Raw genomic sequence first — 20,176 nt, forward strand, 5'->3', positions numbered from 1 at the left:
GGAACCGCCTTTTCCGATTGCCGACTGGCCGCACCGCGGCCCACCCACCATGTTCAATCCCAGCCAGGAAGATGTGCGCCGCTTCTTTTGCGACGTGTACCGCAAGCAACGCAGCGGCGAACCCATGGAAGCCATTGAAGTGCTCAGCGGCCAGTGGATGGACGAGCACCCCGAATACCACGCCGACTTTGCCGACCTCGACGCCGCACTGCGGCGACTGCAGGACCCCACCGACACCGGGCGCACCAACCCGTTTCTGCACCTGAGCATGCACCTGAGCATCAGCGAGCAATGCTCCATCGACCAGCCCCCCGGCGTGCGCCAGGCGGTGGAGCTGCTGGCGGCGCGGCTGGACTCGCTGCATGAGGCCCACCACGTGGCCATGGACTGCCTGGGCCGCATGGTGTGGGAAAGCCAGCGCAGTGGCCGCCCGCCCGATGGACTGGCCTACCTGGACGAACTGCGCCGCCAGGCCACCCGGGACTGACCCACGGCACCCTCAGGGGCGCAGGTACACAAACCCCTCTTTGGCTTGCAGCCGGGCCGTTTCGGCCACACCCGAAGGCACGATCTTGGCCTCCATCACCAGCCGGTTGGGATCGATCTTGCGGGCCTGCAAGGTGTTGTTGCACACCCGGAACTCCACCCCCTTGGACGCCAGATCGCCAATGGCACCGGCAAAGGGTTGCTCCATCTGGTTGGTGGCCCCTTCCAGCAGGAAGTCGATGCCCAGGCCATGCGTCACCACCACGATCTTGACGGTGGGGTCCGCCGCCAGATGGTTGCGGATGTTGGCCATGGCGCGGGACGCTTGCGGAATGCCCTCGCTCATGTGGTAGACCACCTTCACGGGGTCACTGCCTGCGGCCACAGACCACAAGGGCAAGGACAACAACGCGCCGGCCAACACCAGCTTCAACGATTCACGGCGAGACGACATGAACAACTCCAACGATACGGACGGGGGTAAAAGAGACGAGGCCGTCGCATCATGGCCTTGCCATGAATCAAGGCCCACCAGACGCCCCCAAAACCCCACTGGGTTCGAGGTCACCGCCGGGTGTCGGGGTCGGTTGCGGTGCGGGGGGCCACCTGGGCAGGGGGTGCGGCGTCCGGGGAGGCGTCGGCACTGACCTGGCGTGCCCGCGGGTGCGCCGCGTCATACGCCTTGGCCAGGTGCTGGAAGTCCAGCCGCGTGTACACCTGCGTGGTGGCAATGTGTGCGTGGCCCAGCAACTCCTGCACCGCCCGCAAGTCACCGCTGGACTGCAACAGGTGGCTGGCGAACGAGTGGCGCAGCATGTGCGGGTGCACCGGCGTGACCAGCCCGGCCTGGGCCGACCGCTGGCGCAGCGCCTGCCGGGCTTGCTGCGGTGACAGCCGGGTGCCCCGGCGGTTGATGAACAGGGCTCGGTCCCCATCGGCATGCCGTTCTGACCCCGCCACCAGCGCAGCAGCGGGTGCCCACTGGTCACGCACGGCCAGCCAGTCGGCCAAGGCGCGCAGCGCCGCCCGCCCCACCGGCACCGTGCGCCGTTTGGAGCCCTTGCCCAGCACATGCACCTCCGCCGCCTGGGCATCCACCCAGCCCACCGCGGGGGGGGCACCGGTCACGTCCAGGCCCAACAGTTCACCCAGGCGCAGGCCCGAGCCGTACAGCAGTTCCACCATGCAGCGGTCCCGGGCGTGCTCCACAGGGTCGTCCACGGGGGTGTCGCCCAATGACTCGGCCAGGCGCACCGCGTCGTCCACCCCCAGGGCCTTGGGCAGCGGCTTGGCGGCTTTGGGGGCGCGGACATCGGCCACGGGGTTGAGGGCCACCAGGCCCTGCCGACCCAGCCAGTGGTAAAAGCCCCGCCAGCCCGAGAGGATGAGGGCAATGCCGCGCGGGCTGCGCCCGCCCGCGTGCATCTGGGCCACCCAGCGGCGCACATGGTGGGTTTGCACCTCGGTCAGGCCCACACCGGCCTGGCGGGCCGACTGGCCCAGCTTGTCCAGGTCCAGCGTGTAAAGGGCTTGGGTGCGTTCGGCCAGCCGCTTTTCCACCCGCACATGGGTCAGGTAGCGGGCCACCAGCTCGGCGTCCTGGGCGCTCCAGGGAGACGGGGGCTGGCCGTCGGCGGTCATGGCAAGGACCGGGAGGGCGCGGTCAGCGCAGACGCTTCAGCGCCGCACTGGCCAGCTCGCCAATGCGTTCCAGGAAGTCGGTGCCCATGTCGCTGGTGAAACGGTGCACATCGTCCGACGCCAGCACCAGCATGCCAAAGGCGGGCGCACCCGGCTCTTCGCGCAGCGCAATCAGGGTGAGGGAACGGGCCTCAGTGGGGCGGGGCAGCCATTCCACGGCCTCCACCCCGGGGTTGGAGCCGCAGTAGGGCGCCACCAGGGAACTGGCAAAGGCCACCACGTCTTCGCTGCACCCCGTGGCAAAGGGTTGGTTCTGCCAGGCGGGGGCCACGCCCCACACCCGGATGGCGGCCTGGGGCACGGCAAAACACAGCTCCAAGTCGCGCACGATGACGCCTGGCAGGTGCAGCGGGTCGGCGGTTTTCAGCAGGCCAAAGGTCCAGCCTTGCAGCTTGTCGCCAATGCCCATGTTCTCGTGCCCATGGCGGATCAGCTCGGCCGCCTTGTGCTCCAGGGCGCGGATCTTGTCGCGCAGCATTTCGGCCTGGCGCTCTTGCAGGCTGACGGCTCGGCCACCGTGGGGGCTGGCCAGTTGCACCGTGGCCAGCACCTCGGCATGGCGCTCGAAGAAATCGGGCGTTTGCAGCAGGTAGTTGGCGATGTCGTCTTCGGTGATGGGCGACAGGGTCTGGGTGTCGGGAGGGGTCATGTCAGGTCGGGAAGGTCGATGTCGCCGGTGAACACCGTGGTGGCCGGGCCGGTCATGCGCACCGAGCGGTCGAGCGCGGGGGTGCAGGTCCAGTCAATGGTGAGGCGTCCGCCATGGGTGTCCACGTCCACCGGGCCGTCGAGCAGGCCCAGGCGCACACCGGCCACCACCGCGGCGCAGGCCCCGGTGCCACAGGCCAGGGTTTCGCCCGCGCCGCGCTCGTACACACGCAGGCGGATGTGCTGGCGCGACACCACCTGCATGAACCCGGCGTTGACGTGGTTGGGGAAGGCCGCATGCTGCTGCACCAGCGGTCCGATGGCGGCCACGGGGTAGGCCTCCACATCGTCCACCACCGCCACCGCGTGGGGGTTGCCCATGGACAGAACTGCTACATCCAATGTAGCTAAACCACTTACATGATCAAGCGGCAGAGCCCATTTTTGCCACTCATTTTGAGGCTCGGGGGTCAAGCCCACCGGGTTGAAGGGCACGCGGGCCAGGTCGAAGATGGGCGGCCCCATGTCCACGGTGACGCGGCCATCGGCGTTCATGCGCAGCTCGATGACGCCGTGTTTGACCTGCACCCGCACCACGTCCTTGGTGGTCAGCCCCTGTTCGCGCACAAACCGCACAAAACAGCGCGCCCCGTTGCCACAGTGCTCCACCTCGCCGCCGTCGGCGTTGTGGATGACGTAGGCAAAGTCCACCCCAGGCTGGGTGGACGGGCGCACGGTCAGGATTTGGTCGGCCCCCACGCCAAAGTGGCGATCGGCCAGAAAACGGTACTGCGCCGCCGTGAGCCCGTGGCTCTGGCGGGTTTCATCGAGCACGACAAAGTCATTGCCGGCCCCTTGCATTTTGGTGAACGAGAGACGCATGGAAAAACCCCGGTCAGGCCAGGCTGGAAGCAATGGAGCGGTGGTGGCACAGGCGGTCACGCCCACCCGCCTTGGCCTCGTAGAGGGCTTGGTCGGCCTGGGTCAGCAGCACCGAGGCGTCGTCAAGCTGGGTGGGGTACAGGGCGGTGGCGCCCACGCTCACCGTCACCACGTCGCCATGGGGGCGGGCCGCGTGCGGCAAGCCCAGTTGGCGCACCTGGTTGACCACGTCGCGCCCAACGTCCAGCACCCCTTCCATGGGGGTGCCGGGCAGCAGGATGGCAAATTCCTCTCCGCCGTAGCGGGCCAGGCGGTCACGCGGGCGGCGGATGACCCGCTGCAACAGCGCCGCCACCTCGCGCAGGCACTGGTCGCCCGCGGGGTGGCCGTAATGGTCGTTGTAGAGCTTGAAGTGGTCGATGTCCAGCATCAGCAGCCCCAGAGGGCCCTGCGCCCGGATGGCGGCACGCACTTCCGATTCCAGCGATTCGGTGAACGCCCGCCGGTTGCCAATGCCCGTGAGGGGGTCGATGCGGGCCATCAGGTGCATCTGGTCCACCCGGGTGCGCAGCAACGACTCGCGGCGCACCGTGGGGGTGACGTCAGTCGCCTGAATGAGGGTATAGCCCTCACCCTGGGCCGTGCGCCGCCCCATGGGCACGATGTGCACCGTCTGGCTGAGGACGGCGGGCGGGTGACCCACCAGATGAGGCATGTACAGTGGCAGCGGGGGCGAATGCAGGCTGTGCGACAGCATGGCGGGAAAGCCCGTGGTCTGCGCCAGCGACAGCCGCTTGAAGAAGTTGGGGGTGGCCTCACACACGTCCACCAGCCGCCGCTGGAGCATGTCGTTGGCCTGGTAACCACTGCGCTGGAGGAACCAGTCGTTCACGAACACCACCCGGTCGGCACCATCAAGCACGATGATGCCCACCTGAAGCTGCGCCAGCACCCAGGGTGCCCACACCGGGGGCGCACCAGGGGGCGCGGACCGCTCGGCCTCGCAAGACATGGCAAGGGTTTGGGTCATACGCCGGAGAGGAAGCGGGCCATCAGACCCTCCAGGGCCTCTTCCGAGGCCACGTCCAGCAGGAAGGCCAGCAGGCCCTTGACCTCGCGGGAAGCCACTTCAAACTGGATGTCGATGAGCAACACCGCGCCCTTGAGGTCGGAGTCGGGTCGGATGATGTGCCCCACCTCGCTGGTCTGGACCGTGGGCAGCGAGCCGTCCAGGTGGATCTGCAAGGCATCGGCCACGCTGGCCATGACGGAGTTGAGCAGGATGTTGCCGATTTCGGACAGGGCTTCCTGCTCCATTTCGGCCAGCTGGTCCAGCGGCAGCTCGCCCCCCACCATCATCTGCACCAGTTGCAGGCTTTGCTCGGCGGGGAACATCAGGATGGCCTCGGAGTGGATGGCCCCCGAATACCGTTGGCGCACCGCGCTGACCGCCGAGCCATCGCCCCCCGTCAGCTCGGGCGTGAGTTCGGCAGGGGTGACCATGCGGATGCGCGGCACGGTCAGCAGCACCGTGTCACCGGCAATCTGGCTGAACGCATGCGCCGCCTGCCCCACCCCGAGATTGAAAATCTCGGTCAGGGCATCCATGGCCAGGTCGTCCAGCGTCATGCCGCCGCCAGGAAATGGTCCAGCACTTCCTTGATGCTGGCGTCGGTGATGGGCTTGCGCACGAACTTCAGGCCCATGGCCTGCGCCCGCACATGGCTGCTTTCCTGGATGTTGGCGGTGAGCATCACCATGCAGACCGACGGGGCCTTGGTGGCCACCTGCTCGGCGGCGTCAAAACCATTGAGGCCGGGCATGTTCATGTCCATGGTGAGGAAGTCGGGCACCGAGGTGTCCAGCAGGGTCAGGGCTTCATCGCCCGAGCCCGCTTCCAGAAATTCCCAATCCGGGTGCAAGGCTTGCATGCGAGCCTTGATCATCATGCGAGACACCCGGCTGTCATCCACAATCAATACACGTTTGACCACTGCACACACTCCTGCGAAGTATCAGAGTGTAGCGGCATGCCCGTTGCTCAGGGTTACCATGGCCCCATGGTCAGGCCCTCCCAACTCCTTCACGCCCCCAAGCCCCCGGTCACGCCCCGCCCTGCCGCCACCGTGCTGCTGATGCGCGACACGCCCCAAGGCCCCCAGGTGCTGATGACCCGGCGCAGCGCCACCGCCAGCTTTGCCCCCAACGCCTACGTGTTCCCGGGTGGGGCCATCGACCCCGCCGATGCCCAGGCCCACCCCCTGTCCACCCGCCGCCCCGGCCAGAGCGACGACGCCCTGACCCAGGCCCTGGCCGCCCTGCGCGAAAGTTTTGAAGAACTGGGCGTGCTGCTGGCCCGCGACGCGCAAGGCCAATGGGTGGCCCCCGCCACAGTGCAGGCCCTGGACCGCCACGGCGACTGGCTGCCCCAACTCCACGCCCACGGCCTCACCCTGTGCGGGGCCGAGGTGTTTCCCCTGGCCCACTGGATCACCGACCGCGACCTGCCCAAGCGTTTTGACGTGCCCTTTCTGGTGGCGCGCATGCCGCCGGGGCAGGAACCCGTGCCCGACAACCGCGAGCAGTTCGAACCCGTGTGGGTGCACCCGGCCACCGCCCTGACGGAACACGAGGCGGGGCGCTTTTTCATGATCTTCCCCACCGTGCGCACCCTGCAGCGCCTGGTGGCCTTCCCCAGTGTGCAGGCCGTGCTGGACACCTGCGCCAGCGAGCGCCCCTTGTTCACCAGCTGCCCCCGCGGGGGCTGGCTGAAGGGGCAGGAAGTCCGCTTTATGGAGCACGAAGCCCCTTATGGCGAGCTGGAACTGGTCTGCCCCGACGGCCAGATGCAACACACCCTGGACTGGGACCCCACCCGCGCCGTGCCGCTGCTGCGCCATGTGCAGCGCATCACCGCGCCCAACCCCGGCATGATGACCGGCCCCGGCACCAACACCTATGTGGTGGGGGACGCGGCCACGGGCCATGTGGTCATCGACCCCGGCCCGGACGATGCCAGCCACCTGCAGCGTGTGTTCGACGCGGCGGGGGGCGACATCTGCGCCATCGTCTGCACCCATTCACACGCCGACCATTCCCCCGGTGCCCGCCCGCTGCAGACCCTGTGCGCCACCGCTGGCCACCCCCGCCCCGAGGTGCTGGGCCTGGCCAGCGCCCCCACCGCCCGGGCCGACAGCACCTTCACCCCCGACCGAGAACTACAAAATCAGGAGCTGCTCACGCTTACAAATAAAGCGCTAGGTGCCGATTTTTCTCACAATTTATTGATCCTCCACACCCCGGGCCACGCCGCCAACCACCTGTGCCTGGTGCTGATGGAAGACGGTTTGCTGTTCAGTGGCGACCATGTGCTCAACGGCAGCACCACCGTCATCAACCCGCCGGATGGGCACATGGGCCAGTACCTGCGCTCGCTGGACCAACTCATGGCCGCCTGCGACACGCACGCCATCACCCACATCCTGCCCGCCCACGGCCATGTGCTGGGGCAGGCCAAGAACACCCTGGCCCAGCTCAAGCAACACCGGCTGGCCCGTGAAGCCAAGGTGCTGGCCGCCCTGCGTGCCCAGCCCCAGGGCACCCCCGCCGACTGGGTGCAGCAGGCTTACGCCGACACCCCGTCCACCCTTTGGCCATTGGCCCAACGCTCGCTGCTGGCCCATGTCCAGCACCTCCAAGAACAAGGCCTGGCATGACACCCCGTCCCCCCTCCTCCGCACGCACGCCTGCTCGCGCCCCCACCCCGGCCCGTGCCCCACACGACGCCGCCGCCGCCCCCTCGGTGGGGCGCAAACCACCCCGCCCGCCCGTGCGCCCCGTCCGCAGCAACGTGGCCCCGTCTCCCGCCGTGCCCACCGACGAAGGTGTGCGCCTGTCCAAGCGGGTGATGGCCGAAATCGGCTGCTCCCGCGCCGAGGCCGAACGGCTGATTGAAGAAGGGCGCGTCCAGGTCAACGGCAAGGTGGTGCGCGAAATCCCCCGCCGCGTGCATGCCCACCAGCGCGTGGAGGCAGACACCACGCTGCCCACGGCCTTGCGGGCCCCCGTCACCCTGCTGCTGCACAAGCCCGCGCAGGTGGCCCTGGCCGACCTGGGCACCCTGCTGCTCGACGAGCAACGCTGGCCCCAGGACCGCTCCGGCCTGGTGGTGACGCCCCGCCAGCAAAGCCAGCTGCGCGACATCACCCCCCTGGAAGACGCCGCCAGCGGGCTGATGGTGTGGACCCAGTCCCCCGCCGTGGTGCGCAAGCTGGTGGACGAGGGCAGCCTGATCGAACACGAGCTGATGGCCGACGTGCGCGGCCCCGTCTCGCCCGAGCAACTGCAACTGATCAACCGCGCCCAGCCCCAGGCCGACAACCCGCACGCCCCCGTTCGCGTGCAGGCCAGCATCGGCCACCAGCACGGCGACGTGACCCGGCTGCGCCTGGCCGTCAAAGGCTACTGGCCCGGCCTGGCCTTGGCGGTGTGCGACGCCGCAGGGCTGACGCTGGTGGGCCTCAAACGCATCCGCATCGGCCGCCTGTCGCTCAAAGACCTGCCCGAAGGGCAATGGCGGGGGTTGATGGGTTACGAGCGGTTCTGAAACGCGGGTTGCGCCCATGGAACGCGCCGACCATTTGCACCTGATCCGCCGCTGCGAGCTGGAAGCCCAAGAGCACCCCACCCGCTACCGCTGGGAAACCGGACTGTTTGCCGCGCTGGGCTACCTGTACACCCTGGGCTCGGCCACCCTGGGCCTGGGACTGCTCATGTTCGCTTGGGACGCCTGGCACCGCGGACGCCATGTCCAGGCCCTGTGGATGGCCGCCAGCGGTGCCACCGTGGCATGGATGGCCCTGTCGGCCCTGTGGCACCCCCGGGTGGAAACACAGGGCGTGACCATCACCCGTGACCAGGCCCCAGACTTGTTCAAGGTGTTGGACAAGATGCGCAAGCGACTCAAAGGCCCACCCATCCACCGCATCCAGGTGGACGACGACTACAACGCCTCCATCACCCAGTTGCGGCGCTGGGGGCTTTGGGGTCGATCGGAAAACGTGCTCACCTTGGGACTGCCGTTGTTGCTCAGCACCAGTCGGCAGCGCCTGCTGGGGGTCTTGGCCCACGAATACGCCCACCTGCGTGGCGGCGATGGACACATGAGCGCCTGGCTGTACCGCACACGCCTGTCGTGGAACCGCTTGGCCGACCATGCCTACAACCGCGAAGGCGACAACCTGTTTGCCTGGGTGTCGCGCCATTTCCTGAACTGGTATGTGCCCCGACTGATGGCCCGCAGCTTTGCACTGGCGCGCCACGAGGAATACACCGCCGACCGCTGGGCGGGGCGCGTGGTCGGGAGTGAACACGTGGCCCAGGCCCTGATGGAAATCCACCTCAAGGCCCCGCACCTCCTGCGCACCCGCTGGCAACAGTATTGGAAGCTGGCGTGGAAACACCCCAGCCCACCGGAACAGCCCTACCAGTGGTTGGCCCGGGGGGCGCTGCGCCCCCTCAACGACGACGAGCTGCAACAGGGTTGGCACCATCTCAAGACCGAGATTGGCGATCCCTCAGACACCCACCCCACCACCGCCGAGCGGGTGCAGGCCCTGTCTCACCCCTTGCAGCAGCCCACCCTGACCAGCCACCACGCGGGCAGCTTGCTGGGAACCGCCCTGGAGCCTGTGCTGACCCATTTTGACCAACGCTGGTGGGCCGACTGCAAAGCCGATTGGGCGCACGCCCACCGCCAAGCCCAACACGACCACGCCCGCATGCAAACACTGGCCCCCAAGGTCCGCGAACTGGATGCGGCGGAGACCGCTGCCCTGGCCAGGCTGTTCGACCGCTACGACCGTCCCGAGCAGGCCCAGGCGCTGTATGCCCGGGCCCTGCAACTGAACCCCATGCACACCGACGCCCGCTGGGCCATCGCCCTGTGGCACGTCCAGCGTGGCCAGGTTCAAGCCCTTGAGCACCTGGAGTGGCTGGCCACCCAACAAGCACACGAAGGCCATGCTGCATCCCGCGTCGCCTTGGATTTGCTGGACCGCCAGCCCTTCTCCGACGACATCCCTGCCCTGCGCCAGCGATGGAAAGAGCGGCTGAACCATTTTGCCGCCCTTGAAGCCGAGGCTGATGCCGAAACACAAGGTGATGCCCTGCTGGAGCAATTGGCTGCCCATGACCTGTCCAACGCAGAACTGACCACGTTTGCCCAAGCCCTGCGAGCCATTCCCCAGGTCGCCCGCGCCTGGGTGATGCGCCGACCGTTGCGGGTGTTTCCCTACCGGCGGCAATACGTGGTGGTGGTCGCCGGACGAGAGACCGGCAACCTTCCGGGGGTGAGCCTGGACACCGTGGCCCAGAAATTGGATCTGCCCGGCCCCTGCTGGGTGGTTCCTTCAGAGTGGCTGCCTCAGGGTGGACCCAACGGTCGGCATGCGCCCTTGGGCGAAGACGTTCTGGCGTGGCTGCGCCAGCAACACACCAACGCCTGAAGCCTCAGCGCAGCTTGAGCCGATGAAACAGCTGGTGGCCACCCCAGCGCGGCGAATGCGACTGAAAACCCAGCGACCGGTAGATGCGTTGGGACGCCACGTTGTGTTCGTTGGTGTCCAGCGCCATGGACGTGCACCCGCGGGCTGTCGCCCGCTGAAGCGCAAACTCCACCAACGCACGTCCCACGCCGCCCTGGCGGGTGGTGGGGTGGACAAACAGGTCTTCCAGCGTGGCGTCGGTGCCCGAGGCCCAGAGGGAATGGCGAAACCGCAGCAGCACATACCCCACGGCCACGCCGTCTTGCAGGCACAGGTCGAATTCCGCCTCGGGCGAGGCCAGCAGTTGGTGAACGCTGGCCAACAGCGACGCATCGGTGGGCTCGGTTCGCTGCAGGTGGTTGCGGAATGCGATGGCCAGGACGGCGATGTGTTCGGCGTCGTCGGGGGTGGCCACCCGGAGGGTGTTGCTCAAGAACATCTCCCAACAAGAAAAGTGTGAAGCGGGCCGATAAGCCGGATTCTGTGCACGGTGGGCAAGCCCACCGCGTGACCGCCATTCATCTGGGCCGGGGGTCGCCCACCCGGCTCGGTGCCACCTACCCGCCAGCTCCGCGGAACCACGTCAACGCTGGCCTACTTGGTGTTGCTGCGCGCAGAGATTGCCCGTTTCACCCGGACTGAACCGGCTCGTCTCTGTTGCTCTGATCCTCACCTTCTCTCCCCTTGCGGGGCCTTCGGTGGAGAGGTGTTACCTCCTGCGCTGTCCTGTGCAGTCCGGACGTTCCTCCAGTGCGGCCTTTCGGCCCGGGGGCATGGGCCTTGCGACACATGCCCCGCCCTTTCGGGATCGCACCAGCGGCGGTCTGGCCCGCTTCACACCCGGGATTATCGCGTGAGAAAGAACCCGCTCCCTGAGTCAGCCTGATCGACCCCCACAGCCAGGGGCTGGGCCTCGGTGTCGTCCTTCAATTCCACGCCCGACAGGCGGCGCAGCCGGGCCTGCGACAGCAGGTGGTGCAGCTTGGCCGCCGCCAGGTCGTAACCCAGCCCGGCGGGGCGCACGTTGGAGATGCAGTTGCGGCTGGCGTCGGTCAGGCCGATGCGGGGCATCCACGTCAGGTACAGGCCCATGCTGTCGGGTGAGCTGAGGCCGGGGCGTTCGCCGATCAGCACCACCACGGCCCGGGCACCCAGGCGCTGGCCCACGTCGTCGCCCACGGCCACGCGGCCCTGGCTGACGAGAGTGATGGGGGCCACGGTCCACGCTTCGGCCAGCAGGCGCTGGCGCAGGGCCTGCACAAAGGGCACGGCGTTTTGCGCCATGGCGCGGGCCGACAGGCCATCGGCCACCACCAGTGCCAGGTCAAAGGGGCGGCTGTCCGCATCGTCGGCGTACACCTGCCCGGGTGGCGCGGGCGGGTTCAGGGCTTGCAAGGTCTGCACCGAGGCGGCGTTCAGCCGCCGCCCCAGGTCGGGCCGCTGAAGGTACTGGGCGCGGTGGGCGGCGGCGCTGTGCAGGCACAGCGGTGCGGGCAGTTCGGGCCACGCCTGGGCCAACTCGTGCGCCAGCGTGGGCACGTCCAGGCCCACGTGCACGGCGTCGCGGGCCTGGGCATGGGCCAGTTGAAAGGCCAGGTGGGCCTGGGTGGGCAGGCTCACCCCGGCGCGGCCCAGGGCAATGCGGGCGTCGGTGAAGGCACGCAACCCGGCCCAGGGGTTGGGGGTGACGGGGTCCTGCGGCAGGGCGTTGTCGGCGGGTTTGAGGGCGTCGGACATGGCGGCTCCCTCACACGGCGGCCAGCAAGGCCCGCAGGAAGGCTGGGGGCAGTTGCAGGTGGAGGCTGAGGCCCTGCGGGCCGCTGCGGGCAATCTGCATGCGCTCCAACCAGGCTTCGAACTCCGGCGCGGGCCGCAGGCCCAGCAGGCGACGGGCGAACAGCGCGTCGTGGAAGGAGGTGGTCTGGTAGTTAAGCATGATGTCGTCCGAGCCCGGAATGCCCATCACAAAGGTGCAGCCCGCGGCGCCGAGCAGGGTGAGCAGCACGTCCATGTCGTTCTGGTCGGCCTCGGCATGGTTGGTGTAGCAGATGTCGCAGCCCATGGGCAGGCCCAGCAGCTTGCCGCAAAAGTGGTCTTCCAGCCCGGCGCGGATGATCTGCTTGCCGTCGAACAGATACTCCGGCCCGATGAAGCCCACCACGGTGTTGACCAGCAGCGGCTTGAAGTGCCGTGCCACCGCGTAGGCGCGGGCCTCGCAGGTCTGCTGGTCCAGGCCGTGGTGGCCGTTGGCCGACAGGGCGCTGCCTTGGCCCGTCTCGAAGTACATGACGTTGTCACCCACCGTGCCGCGCTTCAGTGACAGCGCTGCCGCCCGCGCCTCGGCCAGCACCGCCAAGTCGATGCCGAAGCTGCGGTTGGTGGCCTCGGTGCCGCCAATGGACTGGAACACCAGATCCACCGGCGCCCCGCGTTCGATGGCCTGCAAGGTGTTGGTCACATGCGTGAGCACGCACGATTGGGTGGGGATGCCGTAATGGTCAATGACCTCGGCCATCATCTGCACCAGGCGCATCACCTGGGCCACGTTGTCGGTGGCGGGGTTGATGCCAATGACCGCGTCTCCGCTGCCGTACAGCAGGCCGTCGAGCAGGCTGGCGGCAATGCCGGTGGCGTCGTCGGTGGGGTGGTTGGGCTGGAGGCGGGTGCTCAAGCGCCCCTCCAGCCCGATGGTGTTGCGAAACGCCGTGACCACGCGGCACTTGTGCGCCACCAGCATCAGGTCCTGGTTGCGCATGACCTTGCTGACCGCGGCCACCATTTCCGGCGTCAGCCCCGGGGCCAGGGCGGCCAGCACCTCGGGCGTGGCGGCATCGCTCAGCAGCCAGTTGCGAAAGTCGCCCACCGTGAGGTGCGCCACCGGGGCAAAGGCCGCGGCGTCGTGCGTGTCCATGATGAGGCGGGTGACCTCATCGGCCTCGTAGGGCACCAGCGCCTCGTTCAAGAAGGCCTTGAGCGGCACGTCGGCCAAGGCCATCTGCGCGGCGGCGCGTTCCTGGGCGCTGTCGGCGGCCACCCCGGCCAGTTGGTCACCCGAACGGGCGGGGGTGGCTTTGGCCATCAGGTCTTTGAGGTCGGCAAACCCGTGGGTGACGACCCCCACGGAACAGGCATAACGCGATGCGGACACAGGCTTCCTCAGGAGTCAGGACACGGTTTTCAGGCTCAGGCCGGTTTGAGGGCCTCGCGCTGGCTTGAGGTGAGCATGAAGTAACCATACCCCACCACCACGAAGCCCAGGAACATGGCCGCGATCAGCGGGTTGTAGTAGGTCATGGTGACCAGGCACACCAGGGCTGCACCCAGGGCAAACGCGGGAAAGAACGGGAACAGCGGGGCCTTGAAGGGCCGGGTCAGTCCGGGCTCGGTCTTGCGCAGCTGGAACAGGCTGGCCATGCTGACGATGTACATGACGATGGCACCGAACACGCTCATGGTGACGATGTTGGCGGTGAGCGACTGGCCGCCGATCTGGATGAACTCGTCGCTGAAGATGGCGGCAATGCCCACCACACCTCCGGCCAGAATGGCCCGGTGCGGTGTTTTGAACTTGGGGTGCACCTTGCTCAAAAAGGCGGGCAGGTAGCCCTCGCGGGACAGCGCAAAGATCTGGCGCGAATAGCCCAGGATGATGCCGTGGAACGACGCGACCAGCCCAAACAGGCCCAACCACACCAGCATGTGCAGCCAGCCGCTGTTCTCGCCCACGATCAGCTTCATGGCCTGGGGCAGCGGGTCGTTGATGTTGGACAGCTGGGTCCAGTCGCCCGCACCACCGGCAAACACCATCACGCCCACGGCCAGCACCACCAGCGTCAGGATGCCCGCAATGTAGGCAATGGGGATGGAGCGCTTGGGGTCCTTGGCCTCTTCCGCCGCCATGGCCACGCCTTCAATGGCCAGGAAGAACCAGATGGCAAAGGGAATGGCCGCAAACATGCCGCCAATGGCCGCCAGGCTGAAGCTGTCCTGTCCGGCCCAACCGCCCTTGGTGAAGTTGACCATGGAGAAGCCCGGCGACACCACGCCCATGAACACCAGCAGCTCGAAAATGGCCAGGATGGTCACGAACAGCTCGAAGGTGGCCGCGATGTGCACCCCCACGATGTTGAGCGCCATGAACACCACATACGCCCCCACCGCGGCCATCTTCGGGTCCAGCGACGGGAACTGCACGTTCAAATAGGCCCCGATGGCCAGCGCAATGGCCGGGGGCGCAAACACAAACTCCACCAGCGTGGCCACCCCGGCCAGATAGCCACCCACCGGGCCGAAGGCGCGCTTGCTGTAGGCAAACGGCCCGCCCGCGTGGGGGATGGAGGTGGTCAGCTCGGTGAAGCTGAAGATGAAGGTGGTGTACATGGCGGCAATGAACAGCGCCGTGACCGTGAAGCCCAGCGTGCCCGCCGATGCCCAGCCAAAACTCCACCCGAAGTACTCGCCCGAAATCACCAAACCCACCGCAATGCCCCACAGTTGCAGGGTGCTGAGCACCGGCTTGAGCGCCGATCCTCCTGACACAGATGTACCCATCGACATGAACGTTCTCCTTGAGGAACAGACAAAACACACACCTTGAAAACCCCGTCGCGGCCTGAAACGGCAGCGGCACGGGCCTTGCATGGATGCGGACTCTAGGCAGCACCGGGGCTGGCGCGGTATCGAAATTCGGCAAAGTTGACGCCCCCGCCCGCGGTGCACCGTTTCGGAGGGCTCCATGCACCAGATCCGTTCCATTCAGGCCTTCGACGCCGACGAACACGCCCACAACCTCACCAATTGGGAGCAGTGTTACGACCAGACCACGCCCGGGGCTTTCAGCGGTTCGCTGCACGAACTGCAACTGCCCGGCATGCAGGTGTTCAAGGAGCACACCAGCCAGGGCATGCGCCAGAGTTGCTGCGTGTGGCCCGACGCGCTGTGGTTTGGCCTGCCCCAACGCCCCGTCCCCGGCACCTCGTCCGCTGGAGGGCGCATCAACGGGCGCAGCACCGAGGGCGACACCGTCATGGTCCGCCCCGGCAGCCAGGAATTCGAGCTGCTGACCCCGGCGGACTACGGCATCTACGGCATCGTGGTGCGCCAGGAACGCCTGCGCGAAGCCGCCGACGCCCAGGGCTACAGCCTGGACTGGTCGCGCCTGACCCGCCACGAACTGCTGCATGTGGACAGTCAGGCCCACGCCCGCTGCCTCCACACGCTGGACCGGCTGCTGCACAAGTCCACCAGCGAGCACGCCCTGCCCGCCACCCCACTGGCGGCGACCGACCCGGCGGAACAGCTGATGGAAGCCCTGCTGCCCCTGCTGGACGGCGCGCGGGACCCGGCCCAGGTGAGCAGCAGCTTTGCCCGCCACCAGCGGGTGGTGGCCAAGGCCCGCGCCTGCCTGCTGGCCCACCCCGACCAGCCGCTGGACGTGCCCGAGCTGTGCGAGCAGCTCCATGTCAGCCGCCGCACGCTGCAGTACTGCTTTGAACATGTGCTGGGCCTCACGCCCATGCAGTACCTGCGCATCCTGCGCCTCAACGGGGCGCGGCGCAGCCTGCGCCAGCAGGGGCCCGGAGCTTCGGTGCAGGACGTGGCCGCCCGCTGGGGGTTCTGGCACCTGAGCCAGTTCGCCACCGATTTCCGCAAGCTGTTCGGGCACACGCCTTCCCAGACCCATGGGGCGGCGAACACGCCAACGCCCACCCACATGTCGTCCCCCTTCCCTGGCACGCTGCCCACGCTGCACTGACGCGCCCACCGTCATGGGGCGGCGGCCCCTGCCGCTTTATCATCCCAGTCCCCTGCTTGATGGACACAAGCCCTGGAAGGACACGGATGATCCGACTCTCCGAACTCAAACTCCCCCTGTCGGCCCTGCCGGTGCTCGAACGCCTGCCCACCGACGCCACCGACCCCACCAAAGAATTTGCCCAGGCCCCCGAACGGGTGCACCCCATGGCCGAACTGCGCCAGCTGGCCGCCCAGGTGCTGGGCATTGCGCCCGACGGCATCGGTGAGCTGACGGTGTTCAAACGCAGTTTCGATGCCCGCAAGGCCGAGCTGCTGGCGGTCTTCATCGTGGACCTGAGCCTGACCGACCCGGCGCAAGAGGCCGCGCTGCTGCACCGGCACGCCAGCCACCCCCACATCCAGCCCACGCCCGACATGCGTTGGGTGGCCCCCGGCCACGCCCCCGCCGACTGGCCGCGCACCGAGGCCGACCGCCCGGTGGTGGTGGGCATGGGCCCTTGCGGCCTGTTTGCCGCGCTGACGCTGGCCGAAATGGGGCTGCGCCCCATCGTGCTGGAGCGCGGCCAATCGGTGCGCCAGCGCACCAAGGACACCTGGGGCCTGTGGCGCAAGCGCCAACTCACGCCCGAGAGCAACGTGCAGTTTGGCGAGGGCGGCGCGGGCCTGTTCTCCGACGGCAAGCTGTACAGCCAGATCAAAGACCCCCGCCACCTGGGCCGCAAGGTCATGCAGGCCTTTGTGGACGCCGGGGCACCGCCCGAAATCCTGTACGCCGCCCACCCGCACGTGGGCACCTTCAAGCTGGTGAAGGTGGTGGAAGCACTGCGCGAGCGCATCACCGCGCTGGGTGGCGACATCCGCTTTGGCCAGCGGGTGGTGGATGTGGTGCTGGCACCCAATTCTCAAGCTTTTTTGGCCTCTGGCGCTTTTAAAGAAAGCGCAAACAGCTATCAAAAACAGAGCATTCAAGCCCTGCAGGTGATGGACCTGTCCACCGGCACCGTGAGCACGCTGCCCACGCGGGCAGCGGTGCTGGCCCTGGGCCACAGCTCACGCGACACCTTTGCCATGCTGTGGGACCGGGGCGTGTTCATGGAGGCCAAGCCCTTCTCCATTGGCGTGCGCATCGAACACCCGCAAAGCGTGATCGACCGTGCCCGCTGGGGCCGCCACGCCGGTCACCCGCTGCTGGGCGCAGCCGACTACAAGCTGGTGCACCACGCCGCCAATGGCCGGGCGGTCTACAGCTTTTGCATGTGCCCGGGGGGCACGGTCGTGGCGGCCACCAGCGAAGCCGGGCGCGTGGTCACCAATGGCATGAGCCAGTATTCGCGCAACGAGCGCAACGCCAATTCGGGCCTGGTGGTCAACGTGGACCCGCCCGACTACCCGCAGGACGACGCCAGCTGGGTGGCCGCCTTTGGTGCCGACGATGGCCCGCGTTACGCCGCCCAGTCGCGCGCGCTGGTGCAACCTGCCGTGCACCCGCTGGCCGGGGTGGTGTTGCAACGCCAGTTGGAAAGCCGGGCCTTCGAGGTGGGCGGCGGCAACTACGAGGCCCCGGCCCAGCGCGTGGGCGACTTCCTGGCCGCCCAGCCCTCCACCCGCCTGGGCGGTGTGGTGCCGTCGTACAAACCCGGCGTGCTGCCCACCGACCTGGCCCGGGTGCTGCCCGAGTTTGTGGTGACCGCCATGCGCGAGGCCCTGCCCGCCTTTGGCCGCAAGATCAAGGGTTACGACATGGCCGACGCGGTGCTGACGGGCGTGGAGACCCGCACCTCCTCGCCGCTGCGCATCACCCGCGGCGAGGACTTCCAAAGCCTCAACACCCATGGCCTGTTCCCGGCGGGTGAAGGTGCGGGTTATGCCGGCGGCATCCTGTCGGCGGGGGTGGATGGCATCAAGGTGGCCGAGGCCGTGGCGCGGGAACTGCTGGGCCTGTCACAGACTCTTACAAGCGCATCACCTGCGCTTGACAATGACCTGCCATGCTCGGCGTGACGATTCTCCCAAGAGGTCTCTCATGAGCACACTGAACCGCATTTCCGGCATCGCCCCCTCCTCTCGCCTGCCCGCCACCTTGGCGCTGACGGGCATGGCCTTGGTGACCAGCGCATGCGCCTTTGCCCAAAACGCCGACGGCACCGACATGGCCCGCGTCATCCAGACCGTGCCGGTCATGCAGCAAGTGGCGGTGCCCCGACAAATCTGCACCAACGAGGTGGTGACCGTGCCGGGCCAGAAGTCGGGCGCGGGCGCGGTGATGGGCGGCATTGCCGGTGGTGCCATCGGCAACCAGATCGGGCAAGGCAATGGGCGGGCCGCGGCGACGGTCATCGGCCTGATTGGCGGCGCCGTGCTGGGCGACAAGATCGAAGGCGGTGGCACCCCCAGCACCCAGAACGTGCAGCGCTGCTCCACCCAAACCGTGTACGAAACCCGGCCCACGGCTTACAACGTGACCTACGAATACGCGGGCAGACAGTACACCGTGCAAATGCCGCAAGACCCCGGCCAGTGGGTGCGGGTGCAAATCAGCCCGGTGGTGCCAGGTGGCGGCGGCTATTCACCCTCGTCGTATTACCCGTCGTCCACCACCATCACCAACGAAACCACCTACATCACCCCCTACGGCAGCTACGTGCAGCCGTCTGTGACCACGGTGCGCCCCTCGGTTTGGGTGGATGTGCCGCCACCCCACTGGCGCCACCACCGGGATGACCGCGATTGGCGTTGAACGGGCGTTGAATCAGCCCGCGGCCTTCACATCCGGAAGGACTGAAGGGTTTTCGCGCTGCAAGCGAAACACCCAACGAAAGTAGCCGTGCAGCTGTTGGCTGTGGCCATCCGGTGCCAGCGTGTACAAGCCAAAATCGGCAGTCAACAGCCTGGGGGCCATGACGACGGCACTGGAGTTCAGGCTGCTGAAGTTCATTTCAACAGCCAAAGGCGGTATTCCCCCATCGGGGGAATCGGGATCGGGCTGAACGGCTGCGTCCAGCGTCACCACCACCGGATTGAACGGCGTGGCAACCAGGTTGTCTGCGCTGCTGCGGGTGCGCACCGCGTACACGATCACCGCATCATCAGCGTTGTTGGACCCCGAAACCGCACGCAACACCATCTGGCGTCCCGCACCGACCGTGATGCAGGACAAGTCGGTCACCGGGTCTTTGGTGACCTCATGCTCCCCAGAACAAAACATGAACACCCCACGGGCATCCACCTGCGTGGGGTGGCTGGGGTCTTGACTCGGGCGCATGCACGTTGACTTCACCCACCCGGTGTCAATGACGGCAAGCAGGTTGATCAATGTGCCGTTTGGCGACGTGGAATCCACAAAAGCACCTTGTCCTTTTTGAACGGTCCGCGCACTGCAGCCCTTTCACAGGGCCAAAGCGCACGGACCACCATGCCGCTCAGCCTTGAACCGTGACGGACGGATCCCAGTAGAAGTAACCAAACAGGTTTTGGGTCTGGCCGTCAGACCCCAGCGTGTACACGGCAATGTAAACGTAGAAGTTCTCCGTGCCCGACTTGCCCACCTTGGAATCCAGGCTGCTGAAGTTCTGCACCGTCTGGATGGGGGGGATGCCGCCGCCAGACACCTTGGTGGGGTCAGGCTGCACCGCACGGTTGCGCGTGATCACGTTGGGTGTGAAGGCGTTGAACACCTGGGTGCCACTCCAGAAATTGATGCCGTAAACGATCACGGCGTCGTCTGAGTTGGCATAGATGGACGTGCCGGTGAACGACGCGTAGTCCCCCACATTGAGCTTGAACGACAGGTCTGCCGTGCCCTGGCCGCTGATGATGCCCCGCGTGCCGGTGGCAATCATGAATTGACTGTTGTGGTTGATGCCCGTGGGTTTGGTCGGGTCCTTGCTGGGGTTGGGATAGTTGGCCTTGATGTACTCGGTGTCAATGACAACCAGGATGTTGGCGGTTTGACTCGAAGCTTTGAGTTCCATTGCAATAACCCTCGAAATGAACGTTTATAAATTGGCAAATTAAAAACTTGCACCACCCTTGAATGAAAAAATTAAGCAATGAAACCATTGCTAATTCCTCCATGACTCGCCCATCAGCACAAGAACATAAGCCCATGCACACCCGAACAAGACAGGACAAACATTAATCCAGAAAACAAGAATAAA

The 20,176-nt window shown here is 66.9% G+C and carries 20 protein-coding genes and 1 other RNA gene; 7 read left to right on the plus strand and 14 right to left on the minus strand.

What is annotated here, in order from left to right:
• The first annotated feature begins 49 nt into the window (after positions 1 to 49).
• On the plus strand, positions 50 to 487 hold the full coding sequence (locus ACYVB7_RS07695) for a DUF1841 family protein (RefSeq protein ID WP_460506152.1): 438 nt from the start codon (positions 50 to 52) through the stop codon (positions 485 to 487).
• Between the two features lie 12 nt (positions 488 to 499).
• Here ACYVB7_RS07695 and ACYVB7_RS07700 read toward each other — a convergent pair whose 3' ends face one another.
• The 7 genes from ACYVB7_RS07700 to ACYVB7_RS07730 all read right to left on the minus strand — a co-directional run bounded on the left by ACYVB7_RS07700 (position 500) and on the right by ACYVB7_RS07730 (position 5,711).
• A complete protein-coding gene (locus tag ACYVB7_RS07700) occupies positions 500 to 940 on the minus strand; it encodes a DsrE family protein (RefSeq protein WP_460506153.1) in 441 nt (146 codons plus the stop codon).
• Between the two features lie 110 nt (positions 941 to 1,050).
• Positions 1,051 to 2,127, minus strand: coding sequence for a tyrosine recombinase XerC (locus tag ACYVB7_RS07705; RefSeq protein ID WP_460506155.1), 1,077 nt, complete (start codon positions 2,125 to 2,127; stop codon positions 1,051 to 1,053).
• Positions 2,128 to 2,149: 22 nt separating this feature from the next.
• The gene (locus ACYVB7_RS07710) at positions 2,150 to 2,836 is read right to left on the minus strand and encodes a DUF484 family protein (protein WP_460506156.1); all 687 of its coding nucleotides are present in this window, start codon (positions 2,834 to 2,836) and stop codon (positions 2,150 to 2,152) included.
• Positions 2,833 to 3,717: a diaminopimelate epimerase gene (dapF, locus tag ACYVB7_RS07715; protein WP_460506157.1), complete on the minus strand. Its 885-nt coding sequence runs from the start codon at positions 3,715 to 3,717 to the stop codon at positions 2,833 to 2,835. Before dapF ends, ACYVB7_RS07710 begins: the two co-directional genes overlap by 4 nt.
• Before the next feature lie 13 nt (positions 3,718 to 3,730).
• A complete protein-coding gene (locus ACYVB7_RS07720) occupies positions 3,731 to 4,747 on the minus strand; it encodes a sensor domain-containing diguanylate cyclase (protein ID WP_460506159.1) in 1,017 nt (338 codons plus the stop codon).
• Positions 4,744 to 5,346: a chemotaxis protein CheC gene (locus tag ACYVB7_RS07725; protein WP_460506161.1), complete on the minus strand. Its 603-nt coding sequence runs from the start codon at positions 5,344 to 5,346 to the stop codon at positions 4,744 to 4,746. The genes ACYVB7_RS07720 and ACYVB7_RS07725 overlap by 4 nt, the downstream gene beginning before the upstream one ends.
• Positions 5,343 to 5,711, minus strand: a complete 369-nt coding sequence (locus ACYVB7_RS07730; RefSeq protein WP_460506162.1) for a response regulator — start codon at positions 5,709 to 5,711, stop codon at positions 5,343 to 5,345. The genes ACYVB7_RS07725 and ACYVB7_RS07730 overlap by 4 nt, the downstream gene beginning before the upstream one ends.
• A 66-nt stretch (positions 5,712 to 5,777) precedes the next feature.
• Here ACYVB7_RS07730 and ACYVB7_RS07735 point away from each other — a divergent pair, with 66 nt between their 5' ends.
• The 3 genes from ACYVB7_RS07735 to ACYVB7_RS07745 are packed head-to-tail and all read left to right on the plus strand — an operon-like array spanning position 5,778 to position 10,223.
• Positions 5,778 to 7,433, plus strand: coding sequence for an MBL fold metallo-hydrolase (locus ACYVB7_RS07735; RefSeq protein ID WP_460506272.1), 1,656 nt, complete (start codon positions 5,778 to 5,780; stop codon positions 7,431 to 7,433).
• The gene (locus ACYVB7_RS07740) at positions 7,430 to 8,323 is read left to right on the plus strand and encodes an RNA pseudouridine synthase (RefSeq protein WP_460506163.1); all 894 of its coding nucleotides are present in this window, start codon (positions 7,430 to 7,432) and stop codon (positions 8,321 to 8,323) included. The genes ACYVB7_RS07735 and ACYVB7_RS07740 overlap by 4 nt, the downstream gene beginning before the upstream one ends.
• Positions 8,324 to 8,339: 16 nt before the next feature.
• Positions 8,340 to 10,223 carry a M48 family metalloprotease gene (locus ACYVB7_RS07745; protein ID WP_460506164.1) on the plus strand — a complete coding sequence of 628 codons (1,884 nt, stop codon included), beginning with the start codon at positions 8,340 to 8,342 and terminating at the stop codon, positions 10,221 to 10,223.
• 4 nt (positions 10,224 to 10,227) lie between these two features.
• Here the strand turns inward: ACYVB7_RS07745 and ACYVB7_RS07750 are convergent, their stop codons facing one another.
• From ACYVB7_RS07750 to eat, 5 genes are all read right to left on the minus strand, one after another.
• On the minus strand, positions 10,228 to 10,695 hold the full coding sequence (locus ACYVB7_RS07750) for a GNAT family N-acetyltransferase (protein WP_460506165.1): 468 nt from the start codon (positions 10,693 to 10,695) through the stop codon (positions 10,228 to 10,230).
• Positions 10,696 to 10,716: 21 nt separating this feature from the next.
• Positions 10,717 to 11,098: RNase P RNA component class A (rnpB, locus tag ACYVB7_RS07755), an RNA gene on the minus strand.
• 10 nt (positions 11,099 to 11,108) lie between these two features.
• Positions 11,109 to 11,999 carry an ethanolamine ammonia-lyase subunit EutC gene (eutC, locus tag ACYVB7_RS07760; RefSeq protein WP_460506166.1) on the minus strand — a complete coding sequence of 297 codons (891 nt, stop codon included), beginning with the start codon at positions 11,997 to 11,999 and terminating at the stop codon, positions 11,109 to 11,111.
• Between the two features lie 10 nt (positions 12,000 to 12,009).
• On the minus strand, positions 12,010 to 13,410 hold the full coding sequence (locus tag ACYVB7_RS07765) for an ethanolamine ammonia-lyase subunit EutB (RefSeq protein ID WP_460506168.1): 1,401 nt from the start codon (positions 13,408 to 13,410) through the stop codon (positions 12,010 to 12,012).
• A gap of 35 nt (positions 13,411 to 13,445) precedes the next feature.
• Positions 13,446 to 14,813, minus strand: a complete 1,368-nt coding sequence (eat, locus tag ACYVB7_RS07770) for a permease (RefSeq protein WP_460506273.1) — start codon at positions 14,811 to 14,813, stop codon at positions 13,446 to 13,448.
• A gap of 184 nt (positions 14,814 to 14,997) precedes the next feature.
• On the opposite strand from eat, the gene ACYVB7_RS07775 reads away from it, so the two are divergent.
• The 3 genes from ACYVB7_RS07775 to ACYVB7_RS07785 all read left to right on the plus strand — a co-directional run bounded on the left by ACYVB7_RS07775 (position 14,998) and on the right by ACYVB7_RS07785 (position 18,756).
• Positions 14,998 to 16,017: a helix-turn-helix domain-containing protein gene (locus ACYVB7_RS07775; protein ID WP_460506169.1), complete on the plus strand. Its 1,020-nt coding sequence runs from the start codon at positions 14,998 to 15,000 to the stop codon at positions 16,015 to 16,017.
• Between the two features lie 86 nt (positions 16,018 to 16,103).
• On the plus strand, positions 16,104 to 18,020 hold the full coding sequence (locus tag ACYVB7_RS07780; protein WP_460506170.1) for an NAD(P)/FAD-dependent oxidoreductase: 1,917 nt from the start codon (positions 16,104 to 16,106) through the stop codon (positions 18,018 to 18,020).
• Between the two features lie 22 nt (positions 18,021 to 18,042).
• Positions 18,043 to 18,756: a glycine zipper 2TM domain-containing protein gene (locus ACYVB7_RS07785; RefSeq protein ID WP_460506171.1), complete on the plus strand. Its 714-nt coding sequence runs from the start codon at positions 18,043 to 18,045 to the stop codon at positions 18,754 to 18,756.
• Between the two features lie 12 nt (positions 18,757 to 18,768).
• Here the strand turns inward: ACYVB7_RS07785 and ACYVB7_RS07790 are convergent, their stop codons facing one another.
• Both ACYVB7_RS07790 and ACYVB7_RS07795 read right to left on the minus strand, forming a co-directional pair.
• Positions 18,769 to 19,359, minus strand: a complete 591-nt coding sequence (locus ACYVB7_RS07790) for an AidA/PixA family protein (protein ID WP_460506172.1) — start codon at positions 19,357 to 19,359, stop codon at positions 18,769 to 18,771.
• Between the two features lie 79 nt (positions 19,360 to 19,438).
• Complete coding sequence (locus tag ACYVB7_RS07795) at positions 19,439 to 19,990, minus strand: inclusion body family protein (protein ID WP_460506173.1); 552 nt, start codon at positions 19,988 to 19,990, stop codon at positions 19,439 to 19,441.
• Positions 19,991 to 20,176 lie beyond the last annotated feature (186 nt).

This window comes from Hydrogenophaga soli, from assembly GCF_054777695.1.